The following is a 16,867-nucleotide window of genomic DNA, read 5'->3' on the forward strand; positions in this document are numbered from 1 at the left end:
CGCGCGGGCCTAATTCGTCAGGCAATAGGTCTTGCCGCCTTCAACCCCGCCCAGACCGACCGCTTTGCGCGGGCACGCATTTTGGGCAATAGCGGGTTGAGGGCGCGCGCCCTCTTTGCGCACTAAGAAGAATTCGTGCGCAAAGCCGTATGGGCGTACTTGCAAGTCCCATCCAGTAAGGACATTCGCGCGCAGGTGTGGATCACTGGGCGGGAACAATAGCCAAAATTCACGTCCTGTCAGCTTTGTACTAACCAGCACTGACCGAAACCACAGCGCATCCGGCTGGCTATGCGCGCAGATCTCGGGCCGTGTAACAGCGCGTTTGGTGTCCGCGTCCACAACCTCCCACCCGATCAGGCGATCGCAGAAACTGGCTCTCCCACTGCTTTCGCTCGGCTGGCAGGCCGACACCGCAAGGCTCGCAATAAGGGTAAGAATAATACGCATGGCAAACACCTTTAAATTGCGAGAATCCTACAACAGCTTTGCCTTGCGTCAAACACCGTCATCGGCAAGTTTGGCATAACCCCGCTGACAAGGACCCGAAGACTGCCATGCCTCGTTTTGCTGCCAATCTGACCCTTCTGTTCACCGAACTACCCTTTCTGGACCGGTTCGAGGCCGCCGCCGAGGCCGGATTTGAGGCGGTCGAGGTGTTGTTTCCCTATGATGACGCGGCCAAAGAGGTTCAGCGGCGCCTGACGGCAAACGGGCTGCATATGGTGTTGATCAACACGCCCCCCCCGAACTGGACGGGTGGCCCGCGCGGCTTCGCAGCCCTGCCGGACGGGCAAAACCGGTTTCGCCACGACTTCAAACGCGCGCTGCGGTTTGCGCAGGCCTTCAACGCCACGCATCTGCACATCATGGCAGGCGCAGCAGAGGGCGATACGGCCCGCGCGACATTTGTCGAGAACCTGACTTGGGCCGCAGCCCACGCACCGAAGCAGAGCCTGACCATCGAACCGATCAATCGGGATGACATGCCGGGCTATTTCCTGTCGGACTATGATTTGGCCGCAGAGATTCTGGCCGAGGTCAATGCACCCAATCTGCACCTGCAATTCGACGCCTACCACGCACACAAAATCACCGGCGACATGCCTGCCACGTGGGAAAAGGTAAAACACTTGACCCGCCACATTCAGGTGGGCGGCATTCCGGACCGGCACGAACCCGAGGCGGGTGCCATCGACTATCCTGCATGGTTCCAGCAGCTGGACGACGAGGGCTATGCCGGGTGGGTCAGCGGCGAATATCGCCCCGCCGGGCGTACCGAAGACGGACTGTCATGGATTAAGGGGTTCGGCTGACAAACTCCTGACACTATGCTGTCAGGAGGGGTGTGTCAGAACCGCGTCATCAACACTGATGAAAGGACTGACCCAATGACCCCCACAATAGTATGCTGGAGCGAGATCCCCGTTTCAAATCTGGAAAAAGCCGTGAATTTCTATAGCACTGTCTTCAAATGGACGATGAAGATCGACACCACCGGCCCTGTGCCGATGGCCGATTTTGGCGGCACCGACGCGCCGGGCGGAGGGCATCTCTATGCCGGGAAGCCTGCGGTTGATGGCAGTGGCCCGACAGTGCACCTGGTGGTGCCGGACGCGCTGGAAGACGCGATTGCACGCTGCGAGGGTGCAGGTGGCAAAGTGACCAGCGATCCGATCCCGCTTCCGATGGGGCGTTTCGTTTATGCCTCTGATCCCGATGGCAACGCGATCGGCATGTTTGAACCGAAAGCAGCCTGATCCATGCGCCGTGCCGATCGCCTTTTCCAGATTGTTCAGCTGCTTCGAGGCGGTCGGCTGACAACGGCGCGGGACCTGGCCGAAAAACTCGAGGTCAGCGAGCGCACGATCTATCGTGACATCGCTGACCTGATCGGCTCAGGCGTACCCGTAGAGGGCGAAGCAGGCGTGGGATACGTCATGCGGGCGGGCTATGACATGCCGCCGCTTATGTTTACCCGCGACGAGATTATGGCCGTGATCGCAGGCACTCATCTGATCGAGCGTATGGGCGGAGCCGCGATGGCAGCCTCGGCCCGTGAGGCGTTGGTGAAAATTCGCGCCGTGTTACCTGAAGCACTGGAAGCACGGGCCCAGCGGGTCGAAATCCACGCCGGCCCCACCCTGCGCCCATCCGAGCGTGACCGCCATTTCATCGACCAGATCGAGGCCGCCATCGACGGGCGATTGCGGCTAGCCATGACCTACGCAGACGAGGCGGGCGCGAAGTCTACCCGCACCATTCGCCCCTTGGCGCTGTGGCTCTGGCGCAATGGATGGGCCGTGGTGTCTTGGTGCGAGTTGCGCGAAGACTTCCGCATGTTCCGTGTCGACCGAATTGAAGGCTTCTCCACCGGCGAGCGGTTCCGCGACGAGCGCGACAAGGGACTGAACGCGTTTTACGACCAGCTGGAAGAGCGCGGTTTGGATCCGCGGCTGAACACCTAACCAAGCGACGGCTTTGTCCCCCCGATCCGCCGCGACATATCGCACGCCGCGTCTGCATTTTCCATGTCCAACGTGACGTGGGCGATCCCCCAGTGATCAACCAAATAGGCCTTCACCGCAGCTTTCACCGGAAGCATCTCTGCCCAACTTGCTCCCTTCACCACTACATGCGCCTCGAGCGAGATTACATCTTCGCTGATTTGCCACAGATGAAGGTGATGGACGTTCTCGACACCCGGCACGGCCTCCATCCCGCTAAGAACTTCTTCCACATCGATGCCCTGCGGTGCGCCCAGCATCAGGATATGGGCCACGCCCTTCAGCTCGGACAGGCCCATCCAAATCACGTATGCCGCGATGCCCAACGTCGCAATCGGATCTGCCAGATGCCAATCGAACGCAACAATCAGCACGCCAACGACGATCACCGCGACCGACCCCAGCGCATCTGCTACGTTGTGCAGGAAAGCCGCCCGAATATTGGCACTGTCTTTCGCCATGCGCCATGTCAGCAGTGCCGTCACCGCGTCCACCACCAGCGCAATGCCTGCCACGATGATGACCAGCCAACCGGCCACCTCGGGCGGGTTGAAAAAGCGCATAACGCCCTCATAGGCCAGATAAATCCCGATCACGATCAGCGTGGTCAGATTGATCAGTGCGGCTACCAGCTCGACCCGTTTATAGCCGAACGTCATGATGCCGTCGGTGGGACGGCGCGCAATCTTGCGCGCAAAGAACGCAATCGCCAAAGACGCCGCATCCGACAGGTTGTGAATGGCATCCGCGATCAAAGCGACCGAACCAGAAAGCAGACCGCCAACGATCTGCGCCAAAGTCAGGAAAACGTTCACTGCAACGGCAAGCCCAACGCGCAAGTCGCCCGCTTCTGGGTCAATGTGATGGTGGTGGTGATGGCCGTGCGAATGGCTGTGATCATAGGGCATAGAAGCGCTCCGGTTCCGGGTGTTGTTCCTATCACAACTGGATATAATTCCTCTAGTCCCTAGAGGTTCAAGAGGAAAAGCACATGTTTTCCATCGGTCAGATTTCCACCCGCACCGGGGTGAAAGTGCCAACCATTCGCTATTACGAGCAGATGGGGTTGATCGCTGCGGAAGAGCGCACCGAAGGAAACCAACGTCGGTTTTCACAGGACGGCTTAGAGCGGCTTCACTTCATTCGGCACGCCCGCGATCTGGGGCTTTCGATTGATATGATCCGCCACCTTCTGACCATCGCGCCCAGCAACCACGCCGAAAGCCACCGGATCGCCGCCGAACATCTGGGCGAAGTGCGTGACCGGATCGCCCGGCTAAAACGGCTCGAGGCTGAGTTGGTACGGATCAAAGACAGCTGCGACGGCAAGGACGAATGTTCGGTGCTGTCCGCCTTTGGCGATCATTCCCAATGTGCAAGCGGGCACTGAGCGTCGGGGCGCTTAGTGCGCCTCGGCCCAGTTCATGCCAATGCCTGCGTCCACCACCAATGGCACGTCCAGTTTGATCGCGGGCTCTGCCGCGCCTTCCATCACGTGACGCACGGTTTCGATGACCTCATCTACGGCGTTTTCCTCGACTTCGAAGATCAGTTCGTCGTGGACTTGTAGCAGCATTTTCGCGGGCAATTTCGCGATGGCATCCGGCATACGGATCATCGCGCGACGGATGATGTCAGCCGCGGTGCCCTGAATAGGCGCGTTAATTGCAGCACGTTTGGCAAAGCCCGCCTGCGGACCTTTCGCGCCGATTTCGGGTGTGTGGATCCGGCGACCAAACAAGGTTTCGACGCGCTTGTGTTCTTTGGCGAACTCAATCGTGGTGTCCATGTATGTGCGAATTCCCGGGAAACGCTCGAAATAACGGTCGATGAAGCCCTGCGCTTCGCTGCGTGGAATGCGCAGGTTGCGGGCTAGCCCGAAGCCCGAGATGCCGTAAATCACACCGAAGTTGATCGCCTTGGCCTGACGGCGGATGTCCGGCGTCATCTCGTCCAGTGGTACATCGAACATCTCGGACGCCGTCATGGCGTGAATGTCATGACCATCGCGGAAGGCCTGTTTTAGCGCGTCGATCCCGGCCATATGGGCCAGAATGCGCAGTTCGATCTGGCTATAGTCGAGGCTGATCAGCTTGGTGCCTTCGGGGGCAACAAAGGCCTCGCGGATGCGGCGGCCTTCTTCCGAGCGCACGGGGATGTTTTGCAGGTTCGGATCACTGGACGCCATGCGACCTGTGTTCGCCCCGGACTGCAGGTAAGACGTATGCACGCGGCCCGTTTCCGGGTGGATGTGATCCTGCAATGCGTCGGTATATGTCGATTTCAGCTTTTGCAGCTGGCGATAGTCCAGGACCCGCGCGGCGAAGGGATGTTCGGCGGCGAGGTCTTCCAGCACGTCTGCGGGCGTGGACCACTGGCCGGTTTTGGTCTTCTTACCGCCGGGCAGCTCCATCTCGCCAAACAGGATTTCACCCACTTGGGCGGGGGATTGGACGTTGAAGTCACGCCCTGCGATCTCGTGCAGCTCGGCCTCATATCCCGCCATTTTCTGGGCGAAGGCGTTGGACATGCGCGACAGCACTTCGCGGTCGACCCTGATGCCGGTCATTTCCATTTGCGCCAGCACCGGAACCAGCGGGCGTTCGAGGCGCTCATAGACGCGAGTGACGTGGTTGCTGTGCAGGCGCGGCTTCAGGATCTGCCAGAGGCGCAGCGTGATATCCGCATCCTCGGCTGCGTATTTCACCGCGTCTTCAAGCGGAACCCGATCAAAGGTGATCGCGGATTTCCCTGTGCCCAGCAACGACTTGATCGAGATGGGCGTGTGCGACAGATACACTTCCGACAGTTTGTCCATGCCGTGTCCATGCAAGCCCGCATTCTGGGCGTAGGACATCAGCATTGTATCGTCGATCGGGGCGACATTGACTCCGTAGCGCGCCAAGATCTTGGCGTCGTATTTCATGTTCTGGCCGATTTTCAGGATCGCCGGATCCTCGAGCATCGGTTTCAGCGCTGCGAGGACCTGCTCCAATGGCAATTGCCCCTCGGCCAGCTCAGAACCACCAAACAGGTCATCCGCCTGACTGGTCTTGTGGGTGAGTGGGATATAGCAGGCCTCGCCAGCCTCAACCGCCAACGAAATCCCGACCAGATCGACCAGCATTTCGTTCAGGCCGGTAGTTTCTGTGTCGAAGGCCACATAGCCACGGGCATAGGCTCGGTCGATCCACGCCGACAGCGCGTCCATGTCTTTGACCCACTCGTATTTCTCGGGGTCGATGGCGGGCATTTCGATGGGCGCAGGCGCATCACCCCCGTCAGGCTGCGCAATCTCGGGGGCGTCCATCCCCAGCTTGCCAGCCACGCGATTGGTCAGCGTGCGGAACTCCATTTCGGCCAAGAAGTTCAACAGCGTTTCGGGTTCGGGATCTTTCAGCTCCATATCCTCGAACGTCACGTCCAGATCCATCTGGTCGTCCAGCTTTACCAGCTCGCGGCTGATACGGATCTGGTCGGCTTTCTCAATCAATGTCTGGCGGCGCTTGGGCTGCTTGATTTCCTCGGCGCGCTCCAGAAGCGTGTCGAGGTCTCCGTATTCGTTGATCAGAAGGGCTGCGGTCTTGATGCCGATACCGGGCGCGCCGGGGACGTTATCGACGCTGTCACCAGCCAGCGCCTGCACATCGACGACGCGGTTGGGGCCGACGCCAAATTTCTCTTCCACGCCTTCAACGCCAATGCGCTTGTTCTTCATCGGGTCGAGCATTTCGACACCGCCGCCCACAAGCTGCATCAGGTCTTTGTCCGACGACAGGATGGTCACGCGACCGCCTGCCTCGTCCGCTTGGCGGGCAAGGGTGGCGATGATGTCGTCGGCCTCAAACCCCTCGACCTCGATACAGGCGATGTTGAAGGCGCGGGTGGCGTCGCGGGTTAGCGGGAATTGCGGGCGCAGGTCTTCGGGTGCCGGGGGGCGGTTCGCCTTGTACTCGGGATAGATGTCACTGCGGAAAGTCTTGCCAGAATGGTCAAAGATTACAGCCACATGAGTGGGTGCATCGGCGCCTGCGTTGTCCTCGACGAACTTGAACAGCATGTTGCAAAATCCGGCGACCGCGCCGATGGGCAACCCGTCGGATTTACGCGTCAGCGGAGGCAGCGCGTGATAGGCCCGAAAGATAAAGGCCGATCCGTCGACCAGATGCAGATGACAGCCTTTTCCAAAGCTCATTGGATTTCCCCCTGATACGCATGTGACCAGTTAAGACGCAAAAGGCCGCGAGGCACCAGCCCGCGGCCCGGATTTGGTACAGCCCGGTGAAGATCAGGCGGCTTTGTCGTCGCCCGCATGATCCTTGTGAACAAACTTGCAATCGCAATAGGGGCATTCCACCCAGCCATGCTCGTTCGGGATCTGCAGATAGACGCGCGGATGGCCCAGCGCGCCCTCGCCGCCGTCGCAAGAGACCTTGTAGCTGTCAACAATCTTGGTTTCAGGAGCCGGTTGGGTCATGTGAGACACCTCTGTCATTTGTGTTGGTCTATTTACGCCCCGCGCGGGTGGTGCCGCAAGGGCGAACCGTCAATCCGCGCGCGATACCATGCGCCCGATGGGGCGGCCTGCCAGAATGTGGACATGCAGATGCGGAACCTCTTGTACGCCATGCTCGCCCGCGTTGGAAATCATGCGATATCCGTCGCCCGCATTGCCCGGCTCGACCCCCAAAAGCGCGCAGACTTTGCCCACGGCGCGGGTGAAACCTACGATTTCTGCATCCGAACCCTCAGCGGCCAAGTGATCGAAGGTCACATATGGACCTTTGGGAATCACCAGCACATGGTGCGGAGCTTTTGGCATGATGTCCTTGAACGCCAGCGCGTACTCGTCCTCGTACACGGTGTCATTCGGGATCTCGCCACGCAGGATCTTTGCGAAGATGTTCTGGTCGTCATAGCTGTAGGGCATTGGTCAGTCCTCAAACAGGTGATTGGTCTGGGCGATCTGAAGCGCCACTTCGGGCTGGATCGACAAGAATTGCGAGATCGCGAGCGCGTTTTCCGGCACGTCGCGCAGCTCGCTAATACGGTAGTAGTTCTGGAAGCCTGCGTCCCGGATTTTGTCACTTTCTCCCATCACATCCGCGCGGATCGTGGGCAAAAGCCGGTCAATTGAAGCTTTGGAAGTGTTCTCGCCCGCAAGCCCGATACGGATGGCATGACCGGCAAGATAGTCGTCCGTGAAGACGCTTTCGATTTCCAAAAGCCGTGTCGTGCAGCGGTCCGCGAAGAAATCCTGGAACATCTCCATATTCTTCGGATCCAAGCAGACGACCATGCGATCAGTATTGTAGTACTCGAACAGCATCCGCATCAGCGCCCGACGGTGGCGCGCACGCTTGCCCATCTGTGTCTGAATGCCACCCAGATCGGGCATGGGGCAGCTGGCTTCGTCGAACAGGTATTCGATGGTCTCGATCCCCGTGACCTCTTTGATCTTGTGGACCAGACGTTTGGCCACATGCCATTTCTTGGCTACGACAATCAGAAGCTCGCGCTCGCGGCCCAGACTGGCCTCAGCCTCCCAGAAGCGTGGGGCAAACCGCACGCCGTTTCGGCCCCGACTGGTCAGGAAACGAAACAGGCTGCGCCCTTCGTTCGAGATCTGGAACTCGACCCCCTTCGCTGCATAGAGATCCCCCAAACGCTGCTTCAGCTCGGCTGCCTCGGGGCTGATTTTGCGGGCAAACAGGAAATTCTGGCTCAGCAACAAGTCATAGTGGTCGTTATAGAAGGTCACCGGCATCCCATAATCGGTGAACATCAGGAAGGTCAGCGTACTGGAGCGAATCTCGCTGTCCGGCACCAGATGGCGCACGATGGTCTGAAAGAAGGTCTCGTCCGGGATCCATGTGGTGCGGAAGAAGCGCATCACGTCTTTGCGTTCCTGGCAGAACTTCATCACCCATTCGACGGTGCGGCGACGCAGACACCACCATTGGCTGCCAATCATCACTTGAATATCGGCGGGAACTTCGCGTGTCAGACCCAACTTCTTTTGCAACTGGAACGAGGTGTAGAACAGTTTCTTGTGTTTGCGTTCGTTCAGGAAGTGGCGATAGATCAGCCGCTCTTCCTTCATGCCAGTCTTGATCCAATCGCTTTCGAAGAAATCAAAACTCTCGATATAGTCGACATCCTCGCGGTCCAGAAGCTCATGCGCATATTCCGCCGATTTGATCGCCATGCAATCACCCGACAACATGTAGAAATGCGTGGCGCGCGGGAAAGCCTCTAATGCGGCTTCGACAGCATTCAGAGACGCCTGCACCAAGGACCACTCTCCCCAGCCACATTTGATCCGCTTCTTGGCGAAGGTGACATTGGGGTTGTCCTTCAGCGCATCCTGAATACGTTGAAAATCCTCCGGGTTTGCACGCGCATCAAAATGGATCGCCATATAGTCGCCCGCCGCCGTCAATTGGCGCGCTTGCGAAATGATGGCATCGGGATCCTTGTGGCACAGCAAAATGAAGGCGATTTGAGCCATGTAACGTTATAAGCCTTTGGAACACACTATGATCTGACTTAAATAGCGTGAACATCTGTCAGAAAAACAGAGATTCTTTACTTTTTTCATCATTCTGTTCACAAACAAAACTACAGCGCGAACCAAGTATTTAGAAGACGAGGTATTTTATGGGGTTTCCCGGCACCTGGATGACCGAAAGCGAAAGTGTAGTGTATCGCGTGGTCCCCAAATGCGCCTGTTCGACCATCGGACAAATCTTGTTCTATTCCGATCATGGCGAATTCTTTGACGGCGATATTCACGACAGCAAAGACCGGATGCACAAATGGGCACAAGACTATTCGCAGCCAAAGATCGAAGCGAATGTGCGCAATCACCAGAGTTATGCTTTTACCTGTGTGCGCAACCCCTACACGCGGATCCTGTCCAGCTTCTTTGACAAGATCTGTGGCATCCAACGCAATGGAAAGCGCTATCGCGGCAATCTGGTGCCACTTCTGATCCAGAAATACGGGATCGAGGTCGGAGACCCAGACACCGGGTTCGAGTTTGACCAGATCCAAAGCTTCCGCCGTTTCCTACTGTTTGCCCGCGACACCATCCGCTGGCGCAAACCAATGGACCCGGACATTCACTGGTCCGCCATGTCGGGCCACGTCTCGACCTTCATTGTCAACGGCGGGCGCTACGACAACATTTTCTGGACCGAGAAATTCAACGACGGCATGCAATCCGTTCTGGACGCGATCGAGACCCCGCATGCGGTCGATCTGGTCGATATCCCGCGTTTCAACGAAAGCGAAGGGCACGGCCCCAAGCGCGCCCATCCCGTCGAGGATTATTTCGACGATCTGTCGATGCATCTTGTCTATGAGATCTTCAAGAAGGACTTCGCGTTGTTTAAGTACGACTTCGAAAATCCCGGGAACAAAATGCCCATCGGCGAGATTGATCTGGACGAAGTCCACGCCAAACTGGGCGAGTAAATACGAGTTCTGGGCCAATTTCCAATTTTAGAATCCAATCTGGATGCTCGCCAAGCTTCGAGATCACCGCGGCTCTCACAACCGACGCGAGCCCCAAAAAGCCTCAAACACTGTTGCAAAACTCAAACAAGCCACGTTTACCCTTAGTTAACTTTGGACAAAGCCGATTGCATTCACTACGTTGAGTTTTAGGTATTTAGTAAAACATCATCTAGAGCATTGTTTTTCTGGAATTAATCTGGTGGAAAGACTGATTTTTTCCACCAATGGGGAAGGGAGTGATACAATGAAAGCTATTCTTTATTCGTCTTTGATCGCATTGACCGCTGGAGCAGCGGCTGCACAAGACTGGTCAGGTCCATATGCGGGTATTCAGGCTGGTGTGAACAACAATGGTTCTTGGGAGCATTTTTTCACCGGCGACACGGTGCCATTCAATACTGGCGACTATGATACCGGCTCAAGCTACGGTGGTTTTGCCGGAGTTAACTTCCAGTCTGGCTCTTTGGTTTATGGTGGCGAGATCGCATTCACGAAGAATGATTTCCGTTTCGCAACCTATCCTGATGAAGGTATCGACAACGCACTTCGAGTTTCCGGTCGTGCCGGCTATGCCTTTGGCAATTCCTTGGCTTATGCCCATGTAGGGTTCGCTCGAACCGGCTATATGGTTCCGGACCCAACCTACAATCTTACCGGCGTCGCGTATGGTGTGGGAATCGACCACATGTTCACCGACAAGATTTTCGGTGGCGCTGCAGTGACATTTTGGGACGTCAGCGGCCCCCTCCATGGCGGTACGGTCGACACCGAACACAACTGGACCACAATCGATTTGCGGATAGGCTATAAGTTCTAGCCCACACTTTGAAAAAGGCGATGGCAGGTAGTTCTCTTTCACTTGGCATCGCCCTCAGTCTAACAACTGGCCTCGCTCGAAAATCGCATGGACAGTTTTTAAGCTTCTTCACTTTTCGCTGAAGTACAATCCCATGCGGTCCTTCCTCAAAATCACGACCTTTGCTCCCCCTGACGCATATTAGGCTCAATGAATCTTTCGGCGCTTGCGTTAAGACCCCTTCAATCTCGGGCCAACCCGCTCCATAAATACCCGAAACCAAATGTTGATAGGGCAAATCATGAAAGCGCGCGTAAAATGGGCCGAGGCCCGCACCTTTATTGGCACCTCTGGCACGGGCCATAACATTGTTCTGGGCACGGGCCATGACGGCGCGGGAACCCCCGGCCCCAGCCCGATGGAGCTGCTCTTGATCGGAACCGCGGGCTGTTCAGCCTACGACGTTGTGTCGATCCTGCAAAAACAGCGCCAGCGCATTGAGGATGTCGATGTAGAAGTCGATGCCGAGCGGGCCGAAACCGACCCCAAGGTCTTCACCAAGATCCACCTGCATTTCATCGTCAAAGGGCGCGGGGTCAGCGCGGACAAGGTAGAGCGCGCAATTTCACTGTCGGTGGACAAGTACTGTTCGGCCTCGGCGATGATGGCCGCCTTGGCGAACGTCACCCACGATTTCGAGGTCGTGGACACCGATTAACTGCCCTGAACGATCACCTTGCGAGTGCTGTCAATGCATTCCTCGCCACGTCTTTCTAGCTCAGCATAAATGGCTCGCTGCTCCGATGGCGTTGAAATGTACTCAGAGCTATCAAGGATGCGGCACAGAAAGCCGGTAGGCATATCGGCTGTTGTCTCACTGTTAATTGGGCCTGTGCAAGCAGTTGCCAACAATGGTGCCGCGATAAGGGTAAAGTGAATTGCTTTCAATGGTGATACTCCTCTAGTGCAGGCAGGGATATCGCCCATAGCGAGAAATAACAATGAAAAATCAGCCGCCTAATCTAGGCGGCTTTTTCAGTAGAGAAACCTCAAATTTCTGATCAAATCTGGTCGAACGGGTCGAGGATTCTCGACACGTTCGACGACTTAAAGAAAGCCCAGATCGCAGGATCCGGGCTTTTTCATTACGGGGCTTGGATCAGCCCTTTTTCGCGGAACAGCGCAGGCAAGTTGCGATCGGCCCGCGGCCCCATGTGGCGGATTACTTCGCCGGCCACGGTGCAGCCCATTTCACCGCAGACACGCAGATCCGCGCCGGTAGCCAAACCATAAAGGAAGCCTGCCGCGAAGCCGTCACCGGCCCCCGTCGCGTCGACCGGAGTGATCCGCTCGACCGGTACGTCAACGCGTTCGCCGCCTGCAAGGATCGACACCCCGTCGCCCGAGCGTGTACAGGCGACCAGCGGGCAGATCTCGGCGGTTCTCGCCATTGCCACTTCCAGATCATCAGTCTGGAACAGCGACTTCAGCTCTTCCTCGTTCCCGATCACATAATCCAGCTCGTGCTCGATCAGCATTAGGAAGTCGGTGCGGTGACGTTCGACGCAGAACGGGTCGGAAATCGCGATCCCCGCCTTACCGCCTGCGGCACGACAGGCGCGGGCCATGGCGATGAACGCTTCTTTCCCTTTGTCCTTGTCGAACAGGTAACCCTCAAGGAACACGATCTCGGCGTCCGCTGCAACGTCCGGGTCCACGTCATCCGGGCCAAGCTCAGCCGAGATGCCCAGATAGGTGTTCATCGAGCGTTCACCATCGGGTGACACGAAGATCATCGAGCGCGAGGTCGGCAGCTCCCCCCCCGGCACCGGCGCGTTCACAAAGCGCGTGCCGTCCATCTCCATCGCGTCGGCGTAGAAGTGGCCAAGCGCATCGTCGTGAACACGACCAACAAAACCAGTGGTCAATCCCAGATTGCCGATCCCGGCGATGGTGTTCGCAACCGATCCACCCGCCGCCTGCTTGCGCTCCCGCATCGCGGCATACAGCACCTCGGCCCGGTCTTTCTCGACCAGCTGCATGATGCCCTTCTCGATGCCCATAAGTTCCAGAAAGCTGTCATCAGCGGTGGTGATGACATCCACAACCGCGTTGCCGATCCCGACAACCTTGTACTTTTTCGTCATAAGTTCTTTTCCTCGAAGGGACAGAGGTCCCGAATGATGCAGTTTCCGCACATTGGCTTGCGGGCCTTGCAGGTATAGCGCCCATGCAGAATCAGCCAGTGATGCGCATGGTGTTGAAAGTCGGCGGGGATGTTGTCCTCGATGGCACGTTCAACCACATCCACATTTTTACCGGGGCAAATGCCCGTCCGGTTGCCGACGCGGAAGATATGTGTGTCCACGGCCTGTGCAGGCACGCCCCACCACATGTTCAGGACGACATTTGCGGTCTTGCGCCCCACACCCGGAAGCGACTGAAGGGCTGCGCGCGAGTTCGGCACCTCGCCCCCATACTCGTCCACCAGGATCTGGCTCAGCTTCATCACGTTCTTGGCCTTCTGGCGGAAAAGCCCGATGGTCTTGATGTGCTCGGTCAGCCCCTCAAGCCCGAGGTCGAGCATCTTCTGCGGCGTGTCTGCCACTTTGAACAGCTCCCGCGTGGCCTTGTTCACGCCCGCATCCGTTGCCTGCGCCGACAAGGCCACCGCCACGACCAGCGTGTAGACATTCACATGTTCCAGCTCGCCCTTGGGCTCGGCTTCCTGTTCCTTGAAGCGCTCAAAGATCTCGCGGATCTGATGATATCCGAGTTGTTTTGCCATCGCGTCCATCCATTTCCGCAGATCGTCTTACGCGAGCCACGTTCAATGCGCAATTTCCGGGTCGCCTTGCTGGGGCAGAAAAGGCAAGCTCGTTGTATAGATGCATGAGGCCAGAGATGACACCGACCGAAGACAGCTATCATTACAACGTGATCCGCCGCGCGATTAACGAGATCGACGCGGCAGGCGGCGAGACGCTGTCACTGGACAGGTTGGCCGCGAAAATGGACATGTCGCCCGCACATTTTCAGCGCGTGTTTTCACGCTGGGTTGGCGTCTCGCCCAAACGCTATCAGCAGTTTCTGACGCTGGGCCATGCCAAAACATTGCTGGCCGAGCGGTTCTCGACCTTGGAAACGGCGCAGTCGGTCGGCCTATCGGGTCAGGGACGCCTGCATGACCTTTTCCTACGGTGGGAGGCGATGAGCCCCGGCGAATACGCCAAGAAGGGCGCGGGTCTGACGATTTACTGGGGCTGGTTCGACAGCCCGTTCGGGGCGTCTTTGGTGATGGGCACTGAACGCGGGATCTGCGGCATCGGCTTTGCAGATGAAACGGGAGTTGCCGAGACCTTCGAGGACCTGATCTCGCGCTGGCCCAATGCCACCTTCGTCGAAGATCCAATGTTCCTGCGACCTTGGGTTCTGGCGGCCTATGACACCGAACCGGGTGCGGATGGGAAGACGCCGCTGCACCTGATCGGCTCGCCTTTGCAGATCAAGGTATGGGAGGCGCTGCTGTCGATCCCCTCGGGCCACGTGACCACCTATGGGCAGATCGCTGAGAAGATTGGCCAGCCCCGCGCCGTGCGCGCCGTGGGTACCGCGGTCGGGCGCAACCCCGTCAGCTGGCTGATCCCCTGCCACCGTGCCCTTCGGAAATCCGGGGCGTTGGGGGGCTATCACTGGGGCCTTCCGGTCAAACGCGCCTTACTGGCATGGGAAAGTGCAGAACTGGAACAAGAACGCACAGGGTAAGCGTCTGTTTTCCGCCGAGTTTCCCCATAACAGGGCCTTGTTATTCGATATCAGGGCCCTTTTCTGTATGGAGAACAAGAAAACCAACCGAGGACCGCAGTATGCAACCAAGACATATGATTCTCTCGTTCGGCCTGATCGCCGGACTTGCCACCAGCGCCTGTACTTCCCCCACGAGCCCCACCGCCAATATGGGCCCGCGCACCCAGAACGGCGCCGCGATTGGTGCAATCGCAGGTGGCCTGTTTGGCGCGACCCGCAAGGGTGACGGCAAGCTGGGCAAGGCTGCCGTGGGCGCCGTCATTGGCGGCATGATTGGTGGCGCAATTGGACAGCAGCTGGACAAGCAAGCCGGTGATCTGCGTCAGGCCATCGACAATGACGACGTGAAAATCGTCAACACCGGCAGCGAGCTGATCGTGACAATGCCGCAAGACATCCTGTTTGCAACCAACAGCACCCAGATCAGCCAGGGCCTGCGCGGTGACTTGGCGGCACTGTCCCGCAACCTGATGCAGTATCCGAACTCGGTCGTCGAGGTGCGGGGCCATACCGACAACGTGGGCAGCGCGGATTACAACCTGTCGCTGTCGCGCAACCGCGCTGCGGCTGTGGCGTCGGTGCTATCAGCAAATGGCGTGCCCAGCTGGCGCATTCAGACCATCGGCTATGGTGAAGACCAGCCTATTGCATCGAATTTGGATGCCTATGGCCGCCAACAAAACCGTCGGGTCGAAATCGTCATCCGACCCACACAAGCGTAAGTTTCGCACCAGTGTCGTCAGTACGACGCGAAAAGCCGGGCCTTGTGCCCGGCTTTTTTGTTTGAGGCCCACGCCGTGATGTGGTCATATAATCTGACCAATTGACAAGAGACCCGGACGAGACCTTCATGCCCTTTCAGAAAATCGCCGCTAGCAAGCTGTCAAATTCCGTGGTCGAACAAATCGAGCTTCTGATTCTCCGCGGCGTATTGCGCCCCGGCGAACGCCTGCCGTCGGAACGGGATCTGGCGGACCGTCTTGGCGTGTCGCGGCCATCCCTGCGCGATGCTCTGGCCGTGCTTGAAACCTCGGGGTTGCTGGCGCGCCGGGCTGGGGCCGGGATTTTCATCTCGGAAGATCTGGACAGCTCTTTCCCCCCTGCCCTGACCAATCTCTTCTCTCGGCATGATGAAGCCGTTTATGACTACATCACCTTCCGTCGCGATATGGAGGGGCTGGCCGCCGAACGCGCGGCACAGTTCGGATCTGATACCGATCTGGCCGTCATAAATGAGATCTTCCTGAAGATGGAGAAAGCGCCAGAAGGGCAAGGCGCCGATCTGGACAGTGATTTCCACATGGCCATCATCGAGGCCAGCCACAACGTTCTGATGGTCCACATGATGCGCGCCATGTACGACCTGCTGAAACAGGGCATCCTCTATAACCGGCAAGTGGTCGTCCAGATTACCAACACGCGGATGGACCTGTTGGAACAGCACCGTGCCATCAACGATGCCCTGCAAAGCCGTGATCCCAAGGGCGCACGCACCGCAATCGAAGCGCATATGGACTATGTCGTTCAAGCCTATACTGACCTGCGGCGCACCGAACGCAACGAAGAAGTCGCGCAGCAACGGCTGGATTACGAGATGCAGCGCTAGGCTGCCGCTAAAATGAAAAACCCGGCCAAAGGGCCGGGTCTCTCGAAAGTCGTTGAAAAAAGTCTGCTTAGTGCAGCTTGGCTTCCACGTCCTTGATGGCCTCTTCGATCAGCTTGTTGCCGTCGGTTGCGGTCATCTGTTTGGCGATCATGTCGCGGGCAGCACCTACGGCAACCTGAACTGCGCTGTCGCGCACTTCTTTTACGGCAGCCGCTTCAGCCGATGCGATCTGGTCTTCGGCAGCAGCCAGACGGCGTGCGATCGAAGCTTTCAGATCTTCTTTGGCCTGAGCCGCAGCGTTAGCTGCTTCTTCCTTGGCGTGCGCAACGATGCGCTCGGCCTGTTCAGCCACTTCCTTTTGCTTGCGCTCGTAAGAGGCCAGAACGGTCTGGGCTTCTTCGCGCAGGGCACGGGCTTCGTCGAGTTCCGACTTGATGCCCTCGGCACGTTTGTCGAGCTGACCGCCCAACATTTTGTGCACGCCCATGTAACCAAGGAAGGTCACGAACAACAGGAAAGCCAGGGTGACAACCATGTTGGTGTTGGACAGATCGGTCCAGCCAGCGTCGCCAGCGGCAAATGCCGGGCTTGCCGCCAGAGCGAAGGGGAGAACTGCGAGTTTTTTCATCA

19 protein-coding genes are annotated in these 16,867 nt (G+C 57.8%); 10 read left to right on the forward strand and 9 right to left on the reverse strand.

The features are described 5' to 3' along the window. Positions 1-9: 9 nt before the first annotated feature. The gene (locus tag G0Q00_RS05475; protein ID WP_163037110.1) at positions 10-450 is read right to left on the reverse strand and encodes a hypothetical protein; all 441 of its coding nucleotides are present in this window, start codon (positions 448-450) and stop codon (positions 10-12) included. A 107-nt stretch (positions 451-557) separates the two neighbouring features. Here G0Q00_RS05475 and G0Q00_RS05480 point away from each other — a divergent pair, with 107 nt between their 5' ends. The 3 genes from G0Q00_RS05480 to G0Q00_RS05490 all read left to right on the forward strand — a co-directional run bounded on the left by G0Q00_RS05480 (position 558) and on the right by G0Q00_RS05490 (position 2,468). Then, positions 558-1,316, forward strand: a complete 759-nt coding sequence (locus G0Q00_RS05480; protein WP_163037112.1) for a hydroxypyruvate isomerase family protein — start codon at positions 558-560, stop codon at positions 1,314-1,316. 75 nt (positions 1,317-1,391) lie between these two features. After that, on the forward strand, positions 1,392-1,760 hold the full coding sequence (locus G0Q00_RS05485) for a VOC family protein (protein ID WP_163037114.1): 369 nt from the start codon (positions 1,392-1,394) through the stop codon (positions 1,758-1,760). A 3-nt stretch (positions 1,761-1,763) separates the two neighbouring features. Continuing rightward, a complete protein-coding gene (locus G0Q00_RS05490; protein ID WP_163037116.1) occupies positions 1,764-2,468 on the forward strand; it encodes a YafY family protein in 705 nt (234 codons plus the stop codon). On the opposite strand, the gene G0Q00_RS05495 is transcribed toward G0Q00_RS05490, so the two are convergent. After that, on the reverse strand, positions 2,465-3,415 hold the full coding sequence (locus G0Q00_RS05495; protein ID WP_163037118.1) for a cation diffusion facilitator family transporter: 951 nt from the start codon (positions 3,413-3,415) through the stop codon (positions 2,465-2,467). The two genes, G0Q00_RS05490 and G0Q00_RS05495, sit on opposite strands and share 4 nt — an antisense overlap. Before the next feature lie 83 nt (positions 3,416-3,498). Here G0Q00_RS05495 and G0Q00_RS05500 point away from each other — a divergent pair, with 83 nt between their 5' ends. Further along, the gene (locus tag G0Q00_RS05500; protein ID WP_163037120.1) at positions 3,499-3,897 is read left to right on the forward strand and encodes a helix-turn-helix domain-containing protein; all 399 of its coding nucleotides are present in this window, start codon (positions 3,499-3,501) and stop codon (positions 3,895-3,897) included. Between the two features lie 12 nt (positions 3,898-3,909). Here G0Q00_RS05500 and polA read toward each other — a convergent pair whose 3' ends face one another. The 4 genes from polA to G0Q00_RS05520 form a co-directional block, all read right to left on the reverse strand. Further along, positions 3,910-6,702 (reverse strand): DNA polymerase I, encoded by a 2,793-nt coding sequence (polA, locus tag G0Q00_RS05505; protein ID WP_163037122.1) that lies wholly within the window; start codon positions 6,700-6,702, stop codon positions 3,910-3,912. A gap of 93 nt (positions 6,703-6,795) precedes the next feature. Continuing rightward, positions 6,796-6,984, reverse strand: a complete 189-nt coding sequence (locus tag G0Q00_RS05510) for a zinc-finger domain-containing protein (protein WP_163037124.1) — start codon at positions 6,982-6,984, stop codon at positions 6,796-6,798. A gap of 69 nt (positions 6,985-7,053) precedes the next feature. After that, positions 7,054-7,437: a histidine triad nucleotide-binding protein gene (locus tag G0Q00_RS05515; protein ID WP_163037126.1), complete on the reverse strand. Its 384-nt coding sequence runs from the start codon at positions 7,435-7,437 to the stop codon at positions 7,054-7,056. A 3-nt stretch (positions 7,438-7,440) separates the two neighbouring features. Continuing rightward, positions 7,441-9,018 (reverse strand): DUF5928 domain-containing protein, encoded by a 1,578-nt coding sequence (locus G0Q00_RS05520; protein ID WP_163037127.1) that lies wholly within the window; start codon positions 9,016-9,018, stop codon positions 7,441-7,443. A gap of 149 nt (positions 9,019-9,167) precedes the next feature. On the opposite strand from G0Q00_RS05520, the gene G0Q00_RS05525 reads away from it, so the two are divergent. The 3 genes from G0Q00_RS05525 to G0Q00_RS05535 all read left to right on the forward strand — a co-directional run bounded on the left by G0Q00_RS05525 (position 9,168) and on the right by G0Q00_RS05535 (position 11,542). Next, the gene (locus G0Q00_RS05525) at positions 9,168-9,986 is read left to right on the forward strand and encodes a sulfotransferase family protein (RefSeq protein ID WP_163037129.1); all 819 of its coding nucleotides are present in this window, start codon (positions 9,168-9,170) and stop codon (positions 9,984-9,986) included. A 286-nt stretch (positions 9,987-10,272) separates the two neighbouring features. After that, entirely contained in the window at positions 10,273-10,845 is a 573-nt protein-coding gene (locus G0Q00_RS05530; protein WP_163037131.1) for an outer membrane protein, read from the forward strand. Between the two features lie 280 nt (positions 10,846-11,125). Continuing rightward, positions 11,126-11,542, forward strand: coding sequence for an OsmC family protein (locus G0Q00_RS05535; RefSeq protein WP_163037133.1), 417 nt, complete (start codon positions 11,126-11,128; stop codon positions 11,540-11,542). Between the two features lie 427 nt (positions 11,543-11,969). On the opposite strand, the gene G0Q00_RS05540 is transcribed toward G0Q00_RS05535, so the two are convergent. Both G0Q00_RS05540 and nth read right to left on the reverse strand, forming a co-directional pair. After that, complete coding sequence (locus G0Q00_RS05540) at positions 11,970-12,971, reverse strand: adenosine kinase (RefSeq protein WP_163037135.1); 1,002 nt, start codon at positions 12,969-12,971, stop codon at positions 11,970-11,972. Next, a complete protein-coding gene (nth, locus tag G0Q00_RS05545; RefSeq protein WP_163037136.1) occupies positions 12,968-13,612 on the reverse strand; it encodes an endonuclease III in 645 nt (214 codons plus the stop codon). Before nth ends, G0Q00_RS05540 begins: the two co-directional genes overlap by 4 nt. Before the next feature lie 116 nt (positions 13,613-13,728). Between nth and G0Q00_RS05550 the strand changes: the two genes are divergently transcribed. The 3 genes from G0Q00_RS05550 (at position 13,729) to G0Q00_RS05560 (ending at position 16,237) form a co-directional block, all read left to right on the forward strand. Continuing rightward, the gene (locus G0Q00_RS05550) at positions 13,729-14,589 is read left to right on the forward strand and encodes a bifunctional helix-turn-helix domain-containing protein/methylated-DNA--[protein]-cysteine S-methyltransferase (RefSeq protein WP_163037138.1); all 861 of its coding nucleotides are present in this window, start codon (positions 13,729-13,731) and stop codon (positions 14,587-14,589) included. 101 nt (positions 14,590-14,690) lie between these two features. Beyond that, complete coding sequence (locus G0Q00_RS05555) at positions 14,691-15,353, forward strand: OmpA family protein (protein ID WP_163037140.1); 663 nt, start codon at positions 14,691-14,693, stop codon at positions 15,351-15,353. A gap of 128 nt (positions 15,354-15,481) precedes the next feature. After that, positions 15,482-16,237, forward strand: a complete 756-nt coding sequence (locus tag G0Q00_RS05560) for a FadR/GntR family transcriptional regulator (protein ID WP_163037141.1) — start codon at positions 15,482-15,484, stop codon at positions 16,235-16,237. Positions 16,238-16,304: 67 nt separating this feature from the next. On the opposite strand, the gene G0Q00_RS05565 is transcribed toward G0Q00_RS05560, so the two are convergent. Beyond that, positions 16,305-16,865 carry a F0F1 ATP synthase subunit B gene (locus tag G0Q00_RS05565; RefSeq protein ID WP_163037143.1) on the reverse strand — a complete coding sequence of 187 codons (561 nt, stop codon included), beginning with the start codon at positions 16,863-16,865 and terminating at the stop codon, positions 16,305-16,307. Positions 16,866-16,867: the final 2 nt, after the last annotated feature.

It is taken from the genome of Aliiroseovarius sp. PrR006 (genome assembly GCF_010500215.1).
In the GTDB taxonomy this organism is placed as follows: Bacteria; Pseudomonadota; Alphaproteobacteria; order Rhodobacterales; family Rhodobacteraceae; genus Aliiroseovarius.

What these genes read in the sequence shown, in the direction of transcription:
- G0Q00_RS05490 (WP_163037116.1), top strand. Translation starts at nt 1,764, where the DNA reads ATGCGCCGTGCCGATCGCCTTTTCCAGATTGTTCAGCTGCTTCGAGGC.
- G0Q00_RS05525 (WP_163037129.1), top strand. Translation starts at nt 9,168, where the DNA reads ATGGGGTTTCCCGGCACCTGGATGACCGAAAGCGAAAGTGTAGTGTAT.
- nth (WP_163037136.1), bottom strand. Translation starts at nt 13,612, where the DNA reads ATGGCAAAACAACTCGGATATCATCAGATCCGCGAGATCTTTGAGCGC.
- G0Q00_RS05500 (WP_163037120.1), top strand. Translation starts at nt 3,499, where the DNA reads ATGTTTTCCATCGGTCAGATTTCCACCCGCACCGGGGTGAAAGTGCCA.
- G0Q00_RS05485 (WP_163037114.1), top strand. Translation starts at nt 1,392, where the DNA reads ATGACCCCCACAATAGTATGCTGGAGCGAGATCCCCGTTTCAAATCTG.
- G0Q00_RS05530 (WP_163037131.1), top strand. Translation starts at nt 10,273, where the DNA reads ATGAAAGCTATTCTTTATTCGTCTTTGATCGCATTGACCGCTGGAGCA.
- G0Q00_RS05535 (WP_163037133.1), top strand. Translation starts at nt 11,126, where the DNA reads ATGAAAGCGCGCGTAAAATGGGCCGAGGCCCGCACCTTTATTGGCACC.
- G0Q00_RS05480 (WP_163037112.1), top strand. Translation starts at nt 558, where the DNA reads ATGCCTCGTTTTGCTGCCAATCTGACCCTTCTGTTCACCGAACTACCC.
- G0Q00_RS05550 (WP_163037138.1), top strand. Translation starts at nt 13,729, where the DNA reads ATGACACCGACCGAAGACAGCTATCATTACAACGTGATCCGCCGCGCG.
- G0Q00_RS05560 (WP_163037141.1), top strand. Translation starts at nt 15,482, where the DNA reads ATGCCCTTTCAGAAAATCGCCGCTAGCAAGCTGTCAAATTCCGTGGTC.
- G0Q00_RS05520 (WP_163037127.1), bottom strand. Translation starts at nt 9,018, where the DNA reads ATGGCTCAAATCGCCTTCATTTTGCTGTGCCACAAGGATCCCGATGCC.
- G0Q00_RS05540 (WP_163037135.1), bottom strand. Translation starts at nt 12,971, where the DNA reads ATGACGAAAAAGTACAAGGTTGTCGGGATCGGCAACGCGGTTGTGGAT.
- polA (WP_163037122.1), bottom strand. Translation starts at nt 6,702, where the DNA reads ATGAGCTTTGGAAAAGGCTGTCATCTGCATCTGGTCGACGGATCGGCC.
- G0Q00_RS05495 (WP_163037118.1), bottom strand. Translation starts at nt 3,415, where the DNA reads ATGCCCTATGATCACAGCCATTCGCACGGCCATCACCACCACCATCAC.
- G0Q00_RS05475 (WP_163037110.1), bottom strand. Translation starts at nt 450, where the DNA reads ATGCGTATTATTCTTACCCTTATTGCGAGCCTTGCGGTGTCGGCCTGC.
- G0Q00_RS05510 (WP_163037124.1), bottom strand. Translation starts at nt 6,984, where the DNA reads ATGACCCAACCGGCTCCTGAAACCAAGATTGTTGACAGCTACAAGGTC.
- G0Q00_RS05565 (WP_163037143.1), bottom strand. Translation starts at nt 16,865, where the DNA reads ATGAAAAAACTCGCAGTTCTCCCCTTCGCTCTGGCGGCAAGCCCGGCA.
- G0Q00_RS05555 (WP_163037140.1), top strand. Translation starts at nt 14,691, where the DNA reads ATGCAACCAAGACATATGATTCTCTCGTTCGGCCTGATCGCCGGACTT.
- G0Q00_RS05515 (WP_163037126.1), bottom strand. Translation starts at nt 7,437, where the DNA reads ATGCCCTACAGCTATGACGACCAGAACATCTTCGCAAAGATCCTGCGT.